At 37.5% G+C, this 15,264-nt stretch carries 15 protein-coding genes; 6 read left to right on the top strand and 9 right to left on the bottom strand.

The features are described from left to right. Positions 1–31 precede the first annotated feature (31 nt). On the top strand, positions 32–1,240 hold the full coding sequence (locus tag C502_RS0102360) for a DUF1615 domain-containing protein (protein WP_018677265.1): 1,209 nt from the start codon (positions 32–34) through the stop codon (positions 1,238–1,240). Continuing rightward, positions 1,207–1,881 carry an HAD-IB family hydrolase gene (locus tag C502_RS0102355; protein ID WP_018677264.1) on the top strand — a complete coding sequence of 225 codons (675 nt, stop codon included), beginning with the start codon at positions 1,207–1,209 and terminating at the stop codon, positions 1,879–1,881. Before C502_RS0102360 ends, C502_RS0102355 begins: the two co-directional genes overlap by 34 nt. A gap of 35 nt (positions 1,882–1,916) precedes the next feature. Here C502_RS0102355 and proB read toward each other — a convergent pair whose 3' ends face one another. Both proB and cgtA read right to left on the bottom strand, forming a co-directional pair. Beyond that, positions 1,917–3,050 carry a glutamate 5-kinase gene (gene proB / locus C502_RS0102350; protein WP_018677263.1) on the bottom strand — a complete coding sequence of 378 codons (1,134 nt, stop codon included), beginning with the start codon at positions 3,048–3,050 and terminating at the stop codon, positions 1,917–1,919. A gap of 15 nt (positions 3,051–3,065) precedes the next feature. Then, entirely contained in the window at positions 3,066–4,286 is a 1,221-nt protein-coding gene (gene cgtA, locus C502_RS0102345) for an Obg family GTPase CgtA (protein WP_018677262.1), read from the bottom strand. Positions 4,287–4,598: 312 nt separating this feature from the next. Between cgtA and C502_RS18035 the strand changes: the two genes are divergently transcribed. Beyond that, entirely contained in the window at positions 4,599–5,342 is a 744-nt protein-coding gene (locus C502_RS18035; protein ID WP_018677261.1) for a hypothetical protein, read from the top strand. Between the two features lie 84 nt (positions 5,343–5,426). Continuing rightward, complete coding sequence (locus tag C502_RS19415; RefSeq protein ID WP_018677260.1) at positions 5,427–5,642, top strand: hypothetical protein; 216 nt, start codon at positions 5,427–5,429, stop codon at positions 5,640–5,642. 19 nt (positions 5,643–5,661) lie between these two features. On the opposite strand, the gene C502_RS0102335 is transcribed toward C502_RS19415, so the two are convergent. From C502_RS0102335 to C502_RS0102320, 4 genes are all read right to left on the bottom strand, one after another. Next, positions 5,662–6,342: a hypothetical protein gene (locus tag C502_RS0102335; protein WP_023274572.1), complete on the bottom strand. Its 681-nt coding sequence runs from the start codon at positions 6,340–6,342 to the stop codon at positions 5,662–5,664. Continuing rightward, complete coding sequence (locus C502_RS0102330; protein WP_026315717.1) at positions 6,342–7,082, bottom strand: hypothetical protein; 741 nt, start codon at positions 7,080–7,082, stop codon at positions 6,342–6,344. The genes C502_RS0102335 and C502_RS0102330 overlap by 1 nt, the downstream gene beginning before the upstream one ends. A 132-nt stretch (positions 7,083–7,214) precedes the next feature. Continuing rightward, on the bottom strand, positions 7,215–7,682 hold the full coding sequence (locus C502_RS0102325; RefSeq protein ID WP_018677257.1) for a hypothetical protein: 468 nt from the start codon (positions 7,680–7,682) through the stop codon (positions 7,215–7,217). 124 nt (positions 7,683–7,806) lie between these two features. Beyond that, positions 7,807–9,264 carry a glyceraldehyde-3-phosphate dehydrogenase gene (locus C502_RS0102320; protein WP_018677256.1) on the bottom strand — a complete coding sequence of 486 codons (1,458 nt, stop codon included), beginning with the start codon at positions 9,262–9,264 and terminating at the stop codon, positions 7,807–7,809. Positions 9,265–9,745: 481 nt separating this feature from the next. Here C502_RS0102320 and C502_RS18730 point away from each other — a divergent pair, with 481 nt between their 5' ends. After that, positions 9,746–9,886, top strand: coding sequence for a hypothetical protein (locus C502_RS18730; protein WP_228129318.1), 141 nt, complete (start codon positions 9,746–9,748; stop codon positions 9,884–9,886). A gap of 42 nt (positions 9,887–9,928) precedes the next feature. On the opposite strand, the gene rarD is transcribed toward C502_RS18730, so the two are convergent. From rarD to uvrB, 3 genes are all read right to left on the bottom strand, one after another. Further along, positions 9,929–10,879, bottom strand: a complete 951-nt coding sequence (gene rarD / locus C502_RS0102315; RefSeq protein WP_018677255.1) for an EamA family transporter RarD — start codon at positions 10,877–10,879, stop codon at positions 9,929–9,931. A 105-nt stretch (positions 10,880–10,984) separates the two neighbouring features. Further along, the gene (locus tag C502_RS0102310; RefSeq protein WP_018677254.1) at positions 10,985–11,569 is read right to left on the bottom strand and encodes a lipocalin family protein; all 585 of its coding nucleotides are present in this window, start codon (positions 11,567–11,569) and stop codon (positions 10,985–10,987) included. Positions 11,570–11,689: 120 nt separating this feature from the next. Further along, the gene (gene uvrB, locus C502_RS0102305) at positions 11,690–13,714 is read right to left on the bottom strand and encodes an excinuclease ABC subunit UvrB (protein WP_026315716.1); all 2,025 of its coding nucleotides are present in this window, start codon (positions 13,712–13,714) and stop codon (positions 11,690–11,692) included. Positions 13,715–13,972: 258 nt separating this feature from the next. On the opposite strand from uvrB, the gene C502_RS0102300 reads away from it, so the two are divergent. Next, positions 13,973–15,124, top strand: coding sequence for a GGDEF domain-containing protein (locus C502_RS0102300; RefSeq protein WP_026315715.1), 1,152 nt, complete (start codon positions 13,973–13,975; stop codon positions 15,122–15,124). The last annotated feature ends 140 nt before the right edge of the window (positions 15,125–15,264 follow it).

Raw genomic sequence — 15,264 nt, 5'->3', positions numbered from 1 at the left:
CTCATCTTTATTATGTGGTGTTGTTCTGATTATGAATAAATCATTCCCGACTCGTCCTTTATTAAAAATTGTTAGCATCATTACTGCATGTCTCAGCTTATCAGCTTGTGGAGATAAAGCATGGTGGTCTAATGGTAAAGAGCCAGAAATGGAAGCAGAACAGATTAAGAAGGTCATTCCTCCCCGTGTAAACGATCGTCAATCGTGGGCAAAAGATATCTTTGATATCATGCAACAACTTGATATTCCTAAAACGAAGCAGAATGTGTGCAGTATCGTTGCAGTCGTTGATCAGGAATCAAATTTTGTTGCTGACCCTGCCGTACCTGGACTTGGGGAAAAAGCAGTACAAGAGATTAATACCCGACTCAAAGAAAAATTTGAAGCAAAGTTGGGCGAAACGATAGGTGGAACAGTCGCAGGCTATTTTGAGGATGTACTGAAGAATCAACCATCTCCTGAAAATAATTACATGAGCCAAATGCGCAAAGTCAGAACGGAACGTGAACTCGATTTACTCTACCGTGAAATTTTCGATTACATGTCAAAGCATTACCATGTTAGTGCATTAACAGGTGCAGCTAAACTTGTTGGGCAAGACATTGGCGAAAAAATGAATCCAATTACCACTTTAGGTTCAATGCAAGTTCATATTAACTATGCAAAAGAACATAAACGCCAAAGTGGTAGCATTGCCGAGCTACGCAATGATCTGTATACCCAATATGGTGGATTATATTATGGTATTCATCGTTTAATGGAATACCCAGCTGATTATGATAAGGCAATCTATCGTTTTGCAGACTACAACTCAGGTGTTTATTCGAGCCGTAACGCAGCATTCCAAACCATGTTAAATGCACTCACGAAAACTGAAATTAGCCTAGATGGTGACCTATTACTTTATAGTAAAGATGGCGATATCAAAGCAACGCAAAGCCAAACTGAAAAAGAGTTAATTGCTATTTTTTCACAAAACAATATTCTTGTAACACCACGTCAAATTCGTGCTGATTTAAAAAAAGAAAAAGAGAAAAATTTCGAAGATACTCAAACCTATTTAGCAGTACAAAAGCTTTATCAAAATAAAACTAAAAAAGAACCAATCTACGCTGTCATGCCACAAGTCGTTATTTCAGGACCTAAACTGAGTCGTGATTATAATACCAATTGGTTTGCAAGCCGTGTAAATGGACGATATGAGACATGCATGCAAAGAGCGAAACGCATAAAACTATAAATCTTGCCTTATTTGACTTTGATGGCACACTCTATCCTAAAGATAGTTTTACGGGGTTCATTTTCTTTACTCTATCAAAGCGTCACATCGTCAAAAAAGGCTTAACGATATTACCTTGGATACAAGCCTATTATTTACGCTTGTATCCAGCGCATGCGATGAGACCTCGTTTATTTCAAACTATGTTTGGGGGAATCTCAGCAGATGTTGTAGAAAATTTAGTATATGAATATGCGAAACAACTCGTTAAAAAGTTAGATCCCGATTTACTACAACAACTCTATCTACACCAAGAACGTGGTGATCATATCGTTCTTGTTTCTGCATCAGTCGATTTGTATTTAGCACCAATCTGCGAACTGCTCAATATTGAGTTGATTTGTACAGAAACAGAAATTAGACATGGTATTTTAACGGGTCGTTATAGCTCTCAGGATTGTAGCCGTGAACAGAAAAAATTACGGATTTTGCAACGATATAATTTAGAAGATTATCAACATATTTATGCTTATGGAAATAGCGAAGAAGATCTAGACATGCTCTCACTCGCTGACCATCCCTACATGATGGGTCAGAGAAAGTCATTACCTGAGCTAAAACCCAGAGAGATAGGTCTTTATCAAAGCCCCAAACGGGCATAAAAAAACTCGCCTAAGCGAGTTTCTTATAAACAAATTTAGTAAATTGCCATGTGGTCACGGTGAATCATTTCTAAAGAACGTGCTTCACCTAAAACTTGGTAAACCTTTTCAGAAGGCAAGCCTTTAACCATTTCTGCCGAACGAGAACTAAAGTTCACACGCCCTACAGCAATACGAGCACCTGTTTTATCAACACATTCAACTACATCACCACGATCAAAATGCCCTTCAATCGCTTTTACACCCACAGGCAATAAGCTGCGATGCTTGAGTTTAATCGCTTCAACAGCACCATCATCAATCACTAAACGACCCGCTGTTTGCAAATGAGCCGCCAACCATTGCTGATGTGCTGTCATACGATCATTATCGGTTGTGAATAAGGTACCCAACATTTCACCCGCCATTAAACGAGCCAAAACATGGTCACTTTCACCACTTGCAATTAAAGTAGGACAACCAGACTTCGCCGCAAGACGTGCAGCACGAACCTTAGTCACCATACCACCACGACCTAAGACTCCACCGCCGCCCGCCATTTCAAATAACGTATCATCTAAGGCACGCACTGAAGAAAATAGCTTGGCATTCGGATTACTGCGTGGATCTGAATCAAACATACCTTGCTGATCCGTCAAAATGATCAGCAACTCAGCTTGAACCTGTCCTGCTACCATTGCAGCTAAAGTGTCATTATCTCCAAAACGGATTTCATCGGTCGAGACTGTATCATTTTCATTAATAACAGGAATCACACGCCAATCAATCAAGTTCTGCAAAGCATCACAAGAGTTGAGATAACGACGACGATCTGCAAGATCATCATGCGTGAGTAAGACTTGTGCTGTTTGAATACCATGCTGATCTAATACACTCGACCATGTATGAATCAAACCCATTTGACCAATAGCAGCACAAGCTTGCAAACTGGGTAAATCAGTGGGTCGACTCGCAAGTTTCATGCGTACCATCCCTTCTGCAACTGCACCTGAAGACACCAGAATAATCTCATGTCCAGCCTTGTGTAGATCTGCAATTTGTTTCGCCCAATGCGAAATTGCATTTAAATCTAAACCTTGCCCATTTGCAGTCAGTAAAGATGATCCGATTTTAACAACGATTCGTTTACACGCATTGAGCTGACGTTGCCCATCGACCACTTCTATCATTTTTTCCTCGGTTCACTAATCACGAACGTAAATACTTTCTACGTCGCCTTCGTCCTCATCGTCCTCAAAGTCATCTTCATCGTCTTCCAAGCCCGCTTCACGCTGAGCCTTACGCATAGCACGATAAGCTTCTTTTGCTGCGATGGTTTGTTCACGTGTCTCAGCTTCAAGCTGTTCACGGAATGCTTTCATCTCTGCGGCATACTCAGGATCTTCGAGTTCACGCTCACGCTGTTGCTCGATTTGATCCATTAAGTAATACACCACTTCTTTCGTCCCTTCTGACATCAGACCAGAAGTTTTAAAGACAGGACCTTTCCACTGTAATTCATCAAGAATATGTTGGCACCACTCGTCTCTTGACTCATCTTCAATTTGATCAAGTTTATTAAGTACTAGAACAATTGGAAGTTTTGCCAATGTTGGAGAGAATTTATCCAACTCACCCAAAATTGCTTTGGCATTGTGCGCTGGATCAGAACCATCAATTGGCTGAACATCAACGATATGCAACAGGATACGTGTACGTGCCAAATGCTTCAGGAAACGAATCCCAAGACCTGCACCTTCTGCTGCGCCTTCGATCAAACCAGGAATATCTGCCATGACGAAAGAACGATGACGATCAGCATCAACTACGCCTAAGTTCGGGATCATGGTTGTAAATGGATAATCTGCAACTTTTGGTTTTGCCGCACTCACCGCACGAATAAAGGTTGATTTACCCGCATTTGGCATGCCTAACAAACCAACATCAGCCAGCACTTTTAACTCTAAACGTACTTCGCGGTATTCACCTTTAATACCATGGGTACATTTACGTGGTGAACGGTTGGTTGAAGATTTAAAGTGAGTATTACCTAGACCACCATCACCACCATTGGCAACTTTGACACGTTGACCATCGGCAACTAAGTCACCAATAATGTCACCTGATTCAGTATCGACAATGGTTGTACCCACAGGTACTTTTAGAATAATCTCTTCACCACCACGACCTGAACAGTTCGCACCACGACCATTTTTACCACGTTCAGCGCGGAATCGACGTGTATAACGATAATCTACGAGCGTACCTGTGTCATCATCGGCTTGGATATAAACACTTCCACCACGTCCCCCATCTCCACCATCTGGACCACCAAAAGGGACAAACTTTTCACGGCGAAAACTGGCTACGCCATTGCCACCGTCGCCAGCCTCTACGGTTATGACTGCTTCATCAACAAAGCGCATGTGCCAATCCTATAAATTCTTAAAAGCGGACTATTTTGCCACATTTTAATAAATTTCTCGAATAGAATTACTCAGCTAAACATGAATTTTATTAAGCAATCAATCAACTTGTTTAAAAAACTCAAATAAATCTGATTTTTAATTATTTTTCACATAATTTCTAATGCTCAACTTACCAACTTAAATTCCAGATTCAATACTAAAATTTAGCTTTGCAAAACCGAAGATTTTTTATTTTTATATAACTATATTTTTCTTAATTAAGTAAAATATAGAAATAAAAGGTATACACCAAAACGATATAGAAAATTCATGCAGCAAAATCAAATACGAATAGAACGACTCGAAAGCTCAATTTTAGCAATTTCACCAATTCAGCAAACAAATGCTCTCATCATCTTAACTGAACAAGCACACTTATATCATTATGAAGTTGAACTTCAGCAACTCAAGCATATTGCCCTGATTAAACTCCCTGACTTAGTCAATGAAAAAAAGGATGGCTACAAACAATCTGAATACCGACTTCATAGCTCGATGAATGGTTTATATGTAGCAGTCGTTGTTGATTATGGACAATTTGGCATCATTCTAAATACAGAAACAGGCAATATTATTTTGCGCTTAGATGGAAAAAACTATCACAAAGATACAGTTCCCTTTTCAATCGCTTTTACTCGAATCCAAGATGAGGATATTGTTATTTATCGCTCTGACTGGAATAGACTCGAAACCTTTAACCTGACAAACAATAAGAGTACAACACATCGGAACATTGCATCTCATGATGAACAAAATGAACCTGAACATTATTTAGATTATTTTCATGGTGCATTGTATGTAAGTCCCAATGGGCTACATATTCTAGATGATGGTTGGATATGGCATCCAATTGGTATACCTCGTACATGGTCACTTTCTGAATGGTTAAATAAAAATGCATTTGAAAGTGAAGATGGGGCTAGTTTACAAAAACTTTGTTATAGAGAAAATTGGGACTTACCTCTTTGCTGGCTAGACAATGACACTATCGCCTTATGGCATATTGAACTTTGAGACGATGAAGAATATGAATCCATCAATAAATTAGGAGTCCATATACGATCACTTAAGAAAGGAAATCCAGATTTACTTTGGGAAATGCCTGAACAAAGACAAGAAATATTTCATATTTATGCGACTGATAAACATTTGATAGTAGTGGGGAGCGAAAATATTTCTTTTTATAATATTGCAAGCAAAAACCTAACATCACAACTTAAAAATCATCGAAAGCAAAAACAACATTTAGCTCGTCAGGGCCTATTCTCTTTTGAGGGGAAAACCCTTTACGAAATAAATTATTTTATATCATAAACATATAGGATTTTATTAATCAAGGTTTGACATTCTTCAATGGCAAATCCATTTGCATATCTAAATTTGCTTTGGTCTGTTGAACCGAATTAAACATAAGTGCATTAAAAGATGAAATATTGCTCATATTAATCGCATCATTCATATAAAAATTCGTTTTAAACTCATGTTTAATCGGCAAATTTACTGATTCATCAAATGCAAAGTAAACAGGTCGATTAAATACTATTTTTACAGGAATGGTATAACTACGTTTAAGTTGAAATGGAATATCCAATTTCACAGGCACATCTAGATTTAGGGGAAATTTTGGCAATAATTTGCTCTGATAAATTAAATCCGTCGTGGTCTGAACAGGCATCACCTCATCAACTTTTAACATCGTTTCATAATTGATGTTCACGGTAATCGGTGTTTCTACTTCAAAACTTAAGTCAGCCAAATATTTACCTCTTAAAGGCAACTGTAAATTTCGATCAATAGCAACAGCAGTTTTTAACATCCCTTCGGATCGGACACGTAAATGCTCACCGACTTGAATTTTAGTGGCAAGAGACGCTGGCAAACGAATATCAGTTTGCTGAGCAGAAACAATCAGCGATGCTTGGATATTAAGATAAAACCAAAACAAGATTGCAACCAAAGTCGTGAGTATGACAAAGCTAATCAATAAACTCTTCATAGATTTCATCATCAGCATCATTCACCTTTAATAGGTTGCTGTGTATTAGGTACTCCTGCGTGCTGGTCTTCAATCCGATTTAAACGCATTGTTGATAAAGGAATTTTCAGCTCTCCCTTCGCGATTTTTACTGGCAACGTATTTTTTACATCTACCGAAGCATTAAGTTCCGATGTAATCGGGACATTTAATTTTCCTTGAATTGGAATATTGGCATTTAGCTGAGCTTTCAAAGGAATATTTAAGTTTTCCTTCAAAACAGTGCGAACAGGTGCATCGAATTTTAAATGTACTTTCTGTTGTAATGGTACTTGAATATCAATTGGAACATCTAAGTTTAAAGGAATCGAACCCTTTAAAGGTAAAGTGACCTCCTGACCCAAAATCTTGACTTGAACCTTGGTATCAATCGGTAAACTTTGATTTACTTTAATGGTTTCTTTTACAGGAATTGTAGTACTAATTGGAACTAAGTTATCGAAATAAACTCGGGGGGTGAGTGTTTGAGTTAAAGGAACATTGAGCTGCTCATCAATTGGAATTTTTGCATCAACGCGCCCATTTACATCGACATTTAAAGCATCTTTGACCTTTACGCTTACTTGTAGGGGTTCCTGTAAATCAATCGCGACATCTTGATTTTTCAATGGAATATAAATATTAAAATGTTTAAATACCCACATGGCAATATATACACCACATAAGTTTGCGACAACAATAAGAGCAAAAACTACAAATAAACGCTTCAACTGCAACAATGACATATCCTTATCGAACTATTTTCCTATGCAGTTATTTTCATTCATTTATCTATGTTGTTCAGCCCTTATTTTGTACGATTAAGATTAATAAGGAGTATTCGTGTTTCTAAATACCCCCACAGACGGTATCTAGTTTTTTTGATCTGTCCAAGAGCAATATACAGATGTCATATTCCCCTCTTTGGTAATATCTAGGCTTGCATCTGCTTTAGTTTGCTTACGCTTAAATTGAATTTTACTAAAGCTCTGTTTCGCTTTTGCGGTTGAAAGATCGAAATATAGAGCTTGATTCATTTGTTTAGCTAGATTCCCATACGAGAACTCTATCTTAGTAACGGGTACACCCCGATATTCCACATTTTTCAATATAAAAACATTACTAACAAAGGCAGGTTCTTCCTCCAATTCATTCTTGACTACATAGGCTTGTAGTTTTTTCGAAATATCAGGAAATTTATATAAGTCATAATCAAAGCGAACTGCACAATCTTTTTCATAACGATCTTGTAAAACTGGCGTTAAATCAAAAGTTTGAGGATTTGCATGTATATGCATGCTGATACTTGCAACTAAAATAGTGAATATATATTTTTTCATTATGAAACACTTTTATTTATTAGAAACATAATTAAACATACGATAAATTAAAACACAATGACTTAGATTCAAATAGATATAAAAAAGGAGCTTAATATAAGCTCCTTTTTACCGCTCTTACAAATTACGCATTTGTTTCAGCTGGAATTTTTGTATAACTTACGCCACACATTTGTTCAGCGATACGTAATACTTGGCAGCTATAACCCACTTCGTTATCGTACCAAACATATGCTGTTAAACGTGTACCAGAAGTGATTGTTGCTTGCGCATCAAACACACCTGCAGTACGTGAACCAATAAAGTCACTTGATACAACTTCAGTCGAGTTTGTATAACCAATTTGACCTTGTAGGCTAGAATTAATCGAGATTTGACGAATGTATTCGTTCACTTCTTCACGATCAACTTCTTTCTCTAAGTTTAAGTTCAAGATCGCAAGTGAAACGTTTGGTGTAGGAACACGTACAGAGTTACCTGTTAACTTACCTTTAAGACCTGGTAATGCTTTAGCAACCGCTTTAGCAGCACCAGTTTCAGTAATTACCATGTTCAATGTTGCAGCACGGCCACGACGGTCAGCCTTGTGATAGTTATCAATTAAGTTCTGGTCATTGGTGAATGAGTGAACTGTTTCAACATGACCATTTAATACTTTGTACTTGTCATCTAAAACTTTTAATACAGGTGTAATTGCATTAGTCGTACAGCTTGCAGCAGAGATAATTTTGTCTTCATCTAAGATGTCTGAGTTGTTTACGCCAAATACAACGTTTTTCATCTCGCCTTTACTTGGTGCAGTCAATACTACACGTGCAACACCTGCACATTTCAAGTGTTGGCTTAGACCTTCAGCATCACGCCATTTACCTGTATTGTCGATCAAAAGCGCATTTTCAATACCGTAAGCGGTGTAATCCACTTCGCTTGGGCTTGAAGCATAAATTACTTTAATGAATTGACCGTTTGCAATGATTGCTTCATTTTCTTCATCAACAGAAATCGTACCATCAAAAGTACCGTGAATAGAGTCACGACGTAATAATGAAGCACGTTTCGCCAAGTCACCGTCAGATGATTTACGAACTACAATCGCTTTAAGGCTTAAACCACGACCTAAACCAGATTGGCTGATGATTAAGCGCGCTAAGATACGACCGATACGACCAAAACCGTAAAGAACGACATCTTTAGGTTGTTCTGTTTTAGCTTTACCTTCAATTGATTCAACTGCTTTTGCAACAAAAGCGTCTACATCACCACCTTGGTTTTTATATTCAACAGCAAGTTTACCGATATCAACTTCAGCAGAACCAATGTTTTCAATTTTCATTAACGCTTCCAAAATAGGGAAGGTATGAACAACTGAAAGTTCTACATCAAGCATACGTGTACGGCGATGTGATTTTAAAATTTGAATCACTGAACGGTTTATTAAAGAACGACCGTAAACAGAAACAACAATATTTTTCTCACGGTATAATTGACCAATCAAAGCAATCATGCGTTCCGCGATTTCTTCACGGTTTTTCCAACGGCCTTGATGTTCTGCGTGTAGGGCAACGATAGTGTCTTTGCTCACAGTTACGTCCTCTAATTTAATATCTATACTGGGCGTGAATTTTTAAAACGCCATAATTGTAATGGAATTATCATCAAGATTGAATCAAAAGCTGTTAATTGAGCTAAGATTTTGTCCTAATTGACTATAAATTCATAAAATACCTATAATTATTTTTGTGATTTTAGGGAAACCCTTTTGCAATCATCTAAATGCATGCTGTTTGTTTAACTTTAATAACAGTTTTACTGATAACTTAATGCTATCGTTGTTTGATCCAAAGAGTATACTAAGAATAAGCAAAAACTGAAGCGATACATGACAAATCATTTAGCGAGAGAAATCGTATAAATTAATGTAAAAACATGAAATAAAAAGAATAAAGTATTTAGAATAATCTCTAATTATCTACAACACATAAACAGCTAAAATGAATTTTAAATTATGGTTATTACTCATCAGCATCCCCCTTGCTTGCGAAGTATCGATGGGTGTTATTGGCATGACCAGATTAGTTCTGACAAATATTGCCTATTCTTGGTTTGGAGAACCATTCTTCAATTGTAATGGCGAAGTAGGCTGCCTACCTAAAGAATATGGTCGTATCTTAATGTTTCTACTCATAAACTTAAGCTATTATTGATATTCAAAATTAAAACAAGAAAAACCAGTTTAACTGGTTTATTCAGCGCCCAATCTCTTCATCATCACCTAAACGCTTGGAATACTGTTTGATATTCAACTCCAACTGTTGTTTTCGTTGTCTTTGTTTTAAGAGGTGTAATGCCCCTTCTATCACCAACACCAATACGGCCAACCAAATAGGAATATAGGTCAACCATTCACCTTCACCAATTTTTTCACCGAGCATCAATGAAGCCAATGCCAATAAAACGGGTTCTAAATAGCCCAATAAGCCAAAAATAATCAGCGGCAAATAACGACTCGCTAAAATATAACTTCCCAAACCAATTGCACTGAATAAGCCAAGACCTAAAACGACCAGTCCTAGACTTGGATGCTCTACAAATTTTAAATAGGGTGTATCCCCCGTTTGAGTGAAGAAAATCGCAATTGGCAAGATCAGGAATAAATCCCACCAAAAACCACCTAAGTGATCAGTTTGAATTTTTTTACGAAGAATGAAATAAGCTGCATAGCCTAAAGCAACAAAAGCTGTCTCCCATGCGATTGTCCCTAAACGCCAAATCTCATGCCCAACACCAAACACTGCAAAAAATACTGCGAGATACTGTAACTTAGATAATTTCTCACCATATAAAAAGCTTCCAGCAAGCACAAGAACCAAAGGCAACAAGAAATATCCCAAAGAGACTTGTAACCCACGACCATGCATAGGTCCCCATAAAAACAACCATAATTGCGCTGAGGTCAGCAGCGAAGTTGTCATTAAAAGCAGTAATAAACTTGGTTTGGCTAAAATTCGCTTCAATATGGTTTTGATATGAGTCAAATCGCCACTAAACCACATAAACAGCGTTAAAAATGGCAAAGTCGCAATGATACGCCAACCAAAAGTTTGTTCACTATCCAATGCACCAAGCAGTTGCGTATAAAAATACAAAACACCAAACGTCACCGATGCCAGAACTGAATAAGCAATGCCTTTAAACATTTTAAGCCTTTGTGATTGGGAGATTATGTTAACAAAAACGTGAATTATCTACTATATAGAAATAAAAAAACCATGCATGCATGGTTTCCAACAAGCCTAACTGATTTAACGATGTTCAGGGTAAATCACATCACTAATATCATAGCCTAATGATTTGGCATAATTTAGATATTCATGAATAATTTCTTTTTTCGGCTGAGGTGTACGTGACAACACCCATAAATATTTACGGCGTGGCTCACCCACAAGCACGGTTTGATAATCATTGTCTAACTTTAATATCCAATAATCACCTCTCGCCACAGGAATCCAACGTACGCCTTCTGGTAAAAAACTAACACGAAGTTTAGTATTAAATGGTGCATTTTCAACAAATGCTTCACCTAAACTTCGCTGTAAATTTCCTTCGCTGTCATAACATTTATTATCAACAACAACATTGCCATTTTCATTTAAAGTATAAGTGGCTGTAACGTTATAGGCACATTTACGTTCAAAAAACATCGGTTTACGTGCAACCTCATACCAAACACCCAAATACTTATCGAGTTCAATTTTATCTACTGTCGGTAACGGTTTTGCTTGTGCATAAGCAATGGTTCCAACAGCCAACCCAGTTAAGACAGCCCCACCAATCGCAATCTTTGCAAGGCGCCAACTCGCTTTTGGGAAATTTTTAATAAAAGGCATGGGAAATCCTCAAAACAGAAATTTGTTATCAATAGTCATATATTTAGCTCTTAAACATAGCCTACTTTATAAACAAAAACTGTTGCGATATGTATCACTTTTGAGGACTTTCACCTGAGATTATGATTGCAACATATATGCTTTTAAGCGAACAATTTCATCTCGTAATCTTGCTGCTTGTTCAAATTGCAACTCTTTAGAGGCTTTTAACATCTCTTTTTCAAGTTTGGTAATATGCTTCGCAAATAACTTTGGATCAGATAAAAGATGTTGTTCATCTGCACTCATAGCCTGAGCTTGCTGCAATATACTTTCATCAATTTGGTCGTCAGTCAGAATCTCTCCTGTATCGATTTCCTTAACAATTTGACGAACCGTACTCCGCGGTATAATGCCATGCAACTGGTTAAATTCGATTTGCTTATTACGACGGCGATCTGTTTCCTCCATCGCCTTACGCATCGAATCGGTGATACGGTCAGCATACAAAATCGCTTTCCCTTTCACATTACGAGCCGCTCGACCAATGGTTTGAATCAATGACCGTTCTGAACGCAAGAAACCTTCTTTGTCTGCATCCAAAATCGCAACCAAAGAAACCTCTGGCATATCGAGACCTTCACGCAGTAAGTTAATTCCAACCAACACATCATGAACACCTGAACGCAACTCGTGGATAATCTTCACTCGCTCCACCGTATCAATATCAGAATGCAGATAAGCAACTTTGACACCGTATTCTTTGAGATAAGACGTTAGATCTTCCGCCATGCGTTTGGTTAAAGTCGTCACGAGAACCCGTTCATTTAAATGCTTACGAATATTAATCTCTGACAGCACATCATCGACTTGTGTAAGCACTGGACGCACTTCAATTTCAGGATCAATCAAACCAGTTGGTCGTACCACTTGTTCAACAATTTGCTCTGATCTTTCCAGTTCATAATGTGCGGGAGTTGCGCTCACAAAGACTGTCGTCGGAACAATTCGCTCCCACTCTTCAAATTTCATGGGACGGTTATCCAAGGCACTTGGTAAACGGAAACCATAATTGACCAAATTTTCTTTACGCGAACGGTCACCTTTATACATTGCACCAATTTGCGGAACAGTCACATGTGATTCATCAATAATCAGCAAAGCATCTTCTGGGATATAATCAAATAAGGTTGGCGGTGCTTCACCAGCTGTACGCCCAGAAAGATGACGTGAATAGTTTTCAATCCCATTGGTATAACCCAACTGCTGCATCATTTCTAAATCATAGCGAGTTCGTTGTTCAATACGTTGCGCTTCTAATAATTTGTCATGATCTTTAAAAAATTTGAGTTGGTCTTTTAACTCATCTTTAATGGTATCAATCGCACGAGTTAAATGATCTTTTGGCGTAACGTAGTGGCTTTTTGGATAAATCGTCACACGCGGAACCTTACGCACCAATTTACCAGTTAAAGGGTCGAACCAACGAATCGAGTCAACCTCATCATCAAACAACTCAACCCGAATTGCATCCTTATCCGATTCTGCAGGGAAAATATCAATAATTTCACCACGAATACGATAGGTACCGCGCAAGAACTCCAGTTCATTACGGGTATATTGCATCTCAACCAAACGACGAATAATCTCATCACGACTGATTCGATCACCTTGCACAATATGCAAAAGCATTTGCATATAAGCATTTGGATCACCCAAACCATAAATTGCAGAAACGGATGCCACAATAATGGCATCTCGACGTTCTAATAACGAACGCGTGGCAGATAGTCGCATCTGATCGATATGATCATTAATCGCCGAGTCTTTTTCGATAAAAGTATCTGATGATGGAACATATGCTTCTGGTTGATAGTAATCGTAATAACTGACGAAATACTCAACCGCATTATTTGGGAAAAATGCTTTAAATTCCCCATATAGTTGTGCTGCTAATGTTTTATTATGCGCCATGACGATGGTTGGTCTTTGCGTTTGAGCAATAACATTTGCCATGGTGTAGGTCTTTCCCGACCCTGTCACGCCAAGTAGCAATTGCTTACGAAAACCTTGGTCAATACCACTGACCAGTTTTTCAATCGCCTGTGGTTGATCACCCGCAGGTTGATAATTGGTGACTAAATCAAAAGGTTGGTTTTCGCTCACAAGAATACTCTTTTCAAAATATGCCTTATTCATGGAGGCAATTTTCTCAATTTACAATTATTTTTCTATATTTAGTCGTAAAATATTACGGTTCATATACGCTATAACCATAAATATTTATCAAAGACTCATATTAGGCTTAAAATTCTAGAGTTTTTACTTAACTTTTTTTGAATTTTTAGCTATGTATATTGAATTTTCATATAAAAGCACATTAATCTACACCATCAAAAATACCAAGAATTTAGAAAAATTGCTGTGAATTCACTTAATGCGCAATATTTTATATTAATTGTCCCCAGCTGCCTATTTTTTATCGGTTTGGCATTTACATGTTGTCGTTTATTTTTTAGGGCAGATATTTTCTTATTGTGGATAGGGTTAGCATATACCATTCCCTCTATTGCATTGTTTGCGCAATGCCTAATGTCCAATCCTCAACTCACACTTGCTGCACCTTTTACTGCTATTCTTTACTTGCTAGGTAGTTGGCTTGGCGCATATGCAATTAGTTTAAAACTAAATACAGTATTCCAACATAAGCTAGCTTTTTGGATTATTTTTTTTGCGGTTTTAGCATTAACCTACTATTCATATGTTGAACCGCAAATTTGGTTTCGCCTGATTATTCTTAATTTAGCACTAGGTAGTGTTGGATTACTAGTTATCCCAACGTTATTACGCCAATTACCTCAAACGCGTTCTTTTGATCGTTGGGTATCCATTTTTTATTTTCTGAACGTATTGTACTCATTTGTCAGAGCAACTATTAATTTCTTATTTTTAGAAAATATTGATCATGATCACTTTACATTAACCTCCTCAACATGGTGGTTATTAGGAATGTCTGTCAATATTATTTTAAATATCTTATTTGCAATTGTGCTAAGCGGTTGTGTAATTAAAGATGTGATTCAACATCTCAACAATGAACGCTTACACGATCCATTAACGCATTTGTTAAACCGTCGTGGTTTTTTTGAAAAAAGTGCCACGCTTCCAGTGACATCTCAATCCTATTTCCTAGTTAGCCTAGATCTAGATCATTTCAAAACAATTAATGACACATGGGGACATTATATTGGTGATCAAATCTTGTATGGCGTCAGCCAAATGATGTTACAGGATAAGCAACCAAATGATCTTATTGCTCGTTTTGGTGGTGAAGAATTTATTTGTCTCTTTTTAGCAGAAGATGCGGCAGCAGCGTTAGTACGAATAGAACACTATAAAATGTTACTTGAACAAACGAGCTTTACCCATTACCAAATTAAAATGACGGCGAGTTATGGACTCACACATATCCACAATGTGCATGACATTGAATATGCATTACAACGCGCAGATGATTTGCTTTACCAAGCAAAAACCAATGGTCGAAATCAGATCTCTTTTGATTTGATGCTCTAATCGCATTCCGCTCAAACTTTCGTTTCTTTTCCAATATTTATCCATCAATTTTCGCTTAAACCATCACATCATAGCAAACTCAAGCAGCAATACTAAAATCATCACAAAGAAATATCGAAAGCACTATTGACCCCTCATTC

It is taken from the genome of Acinetobacter tjernbergiae DSM 14971 = CIP 107465 (genome assembly GCF_000374425.1).
Taxonomy (GTDB): Bacteria; Pseudomonadota; Gammaproteobacteria; order Pseudomonadales; family Moraxellaceae; genus Acinetobacter; species Acinetobacter tjernbergiae.
The sequence above is the reverse complement of the archived record's forward strand: the minus strand, read 5'-3'. Positions and strand labels throughout refer to the sequence as shown.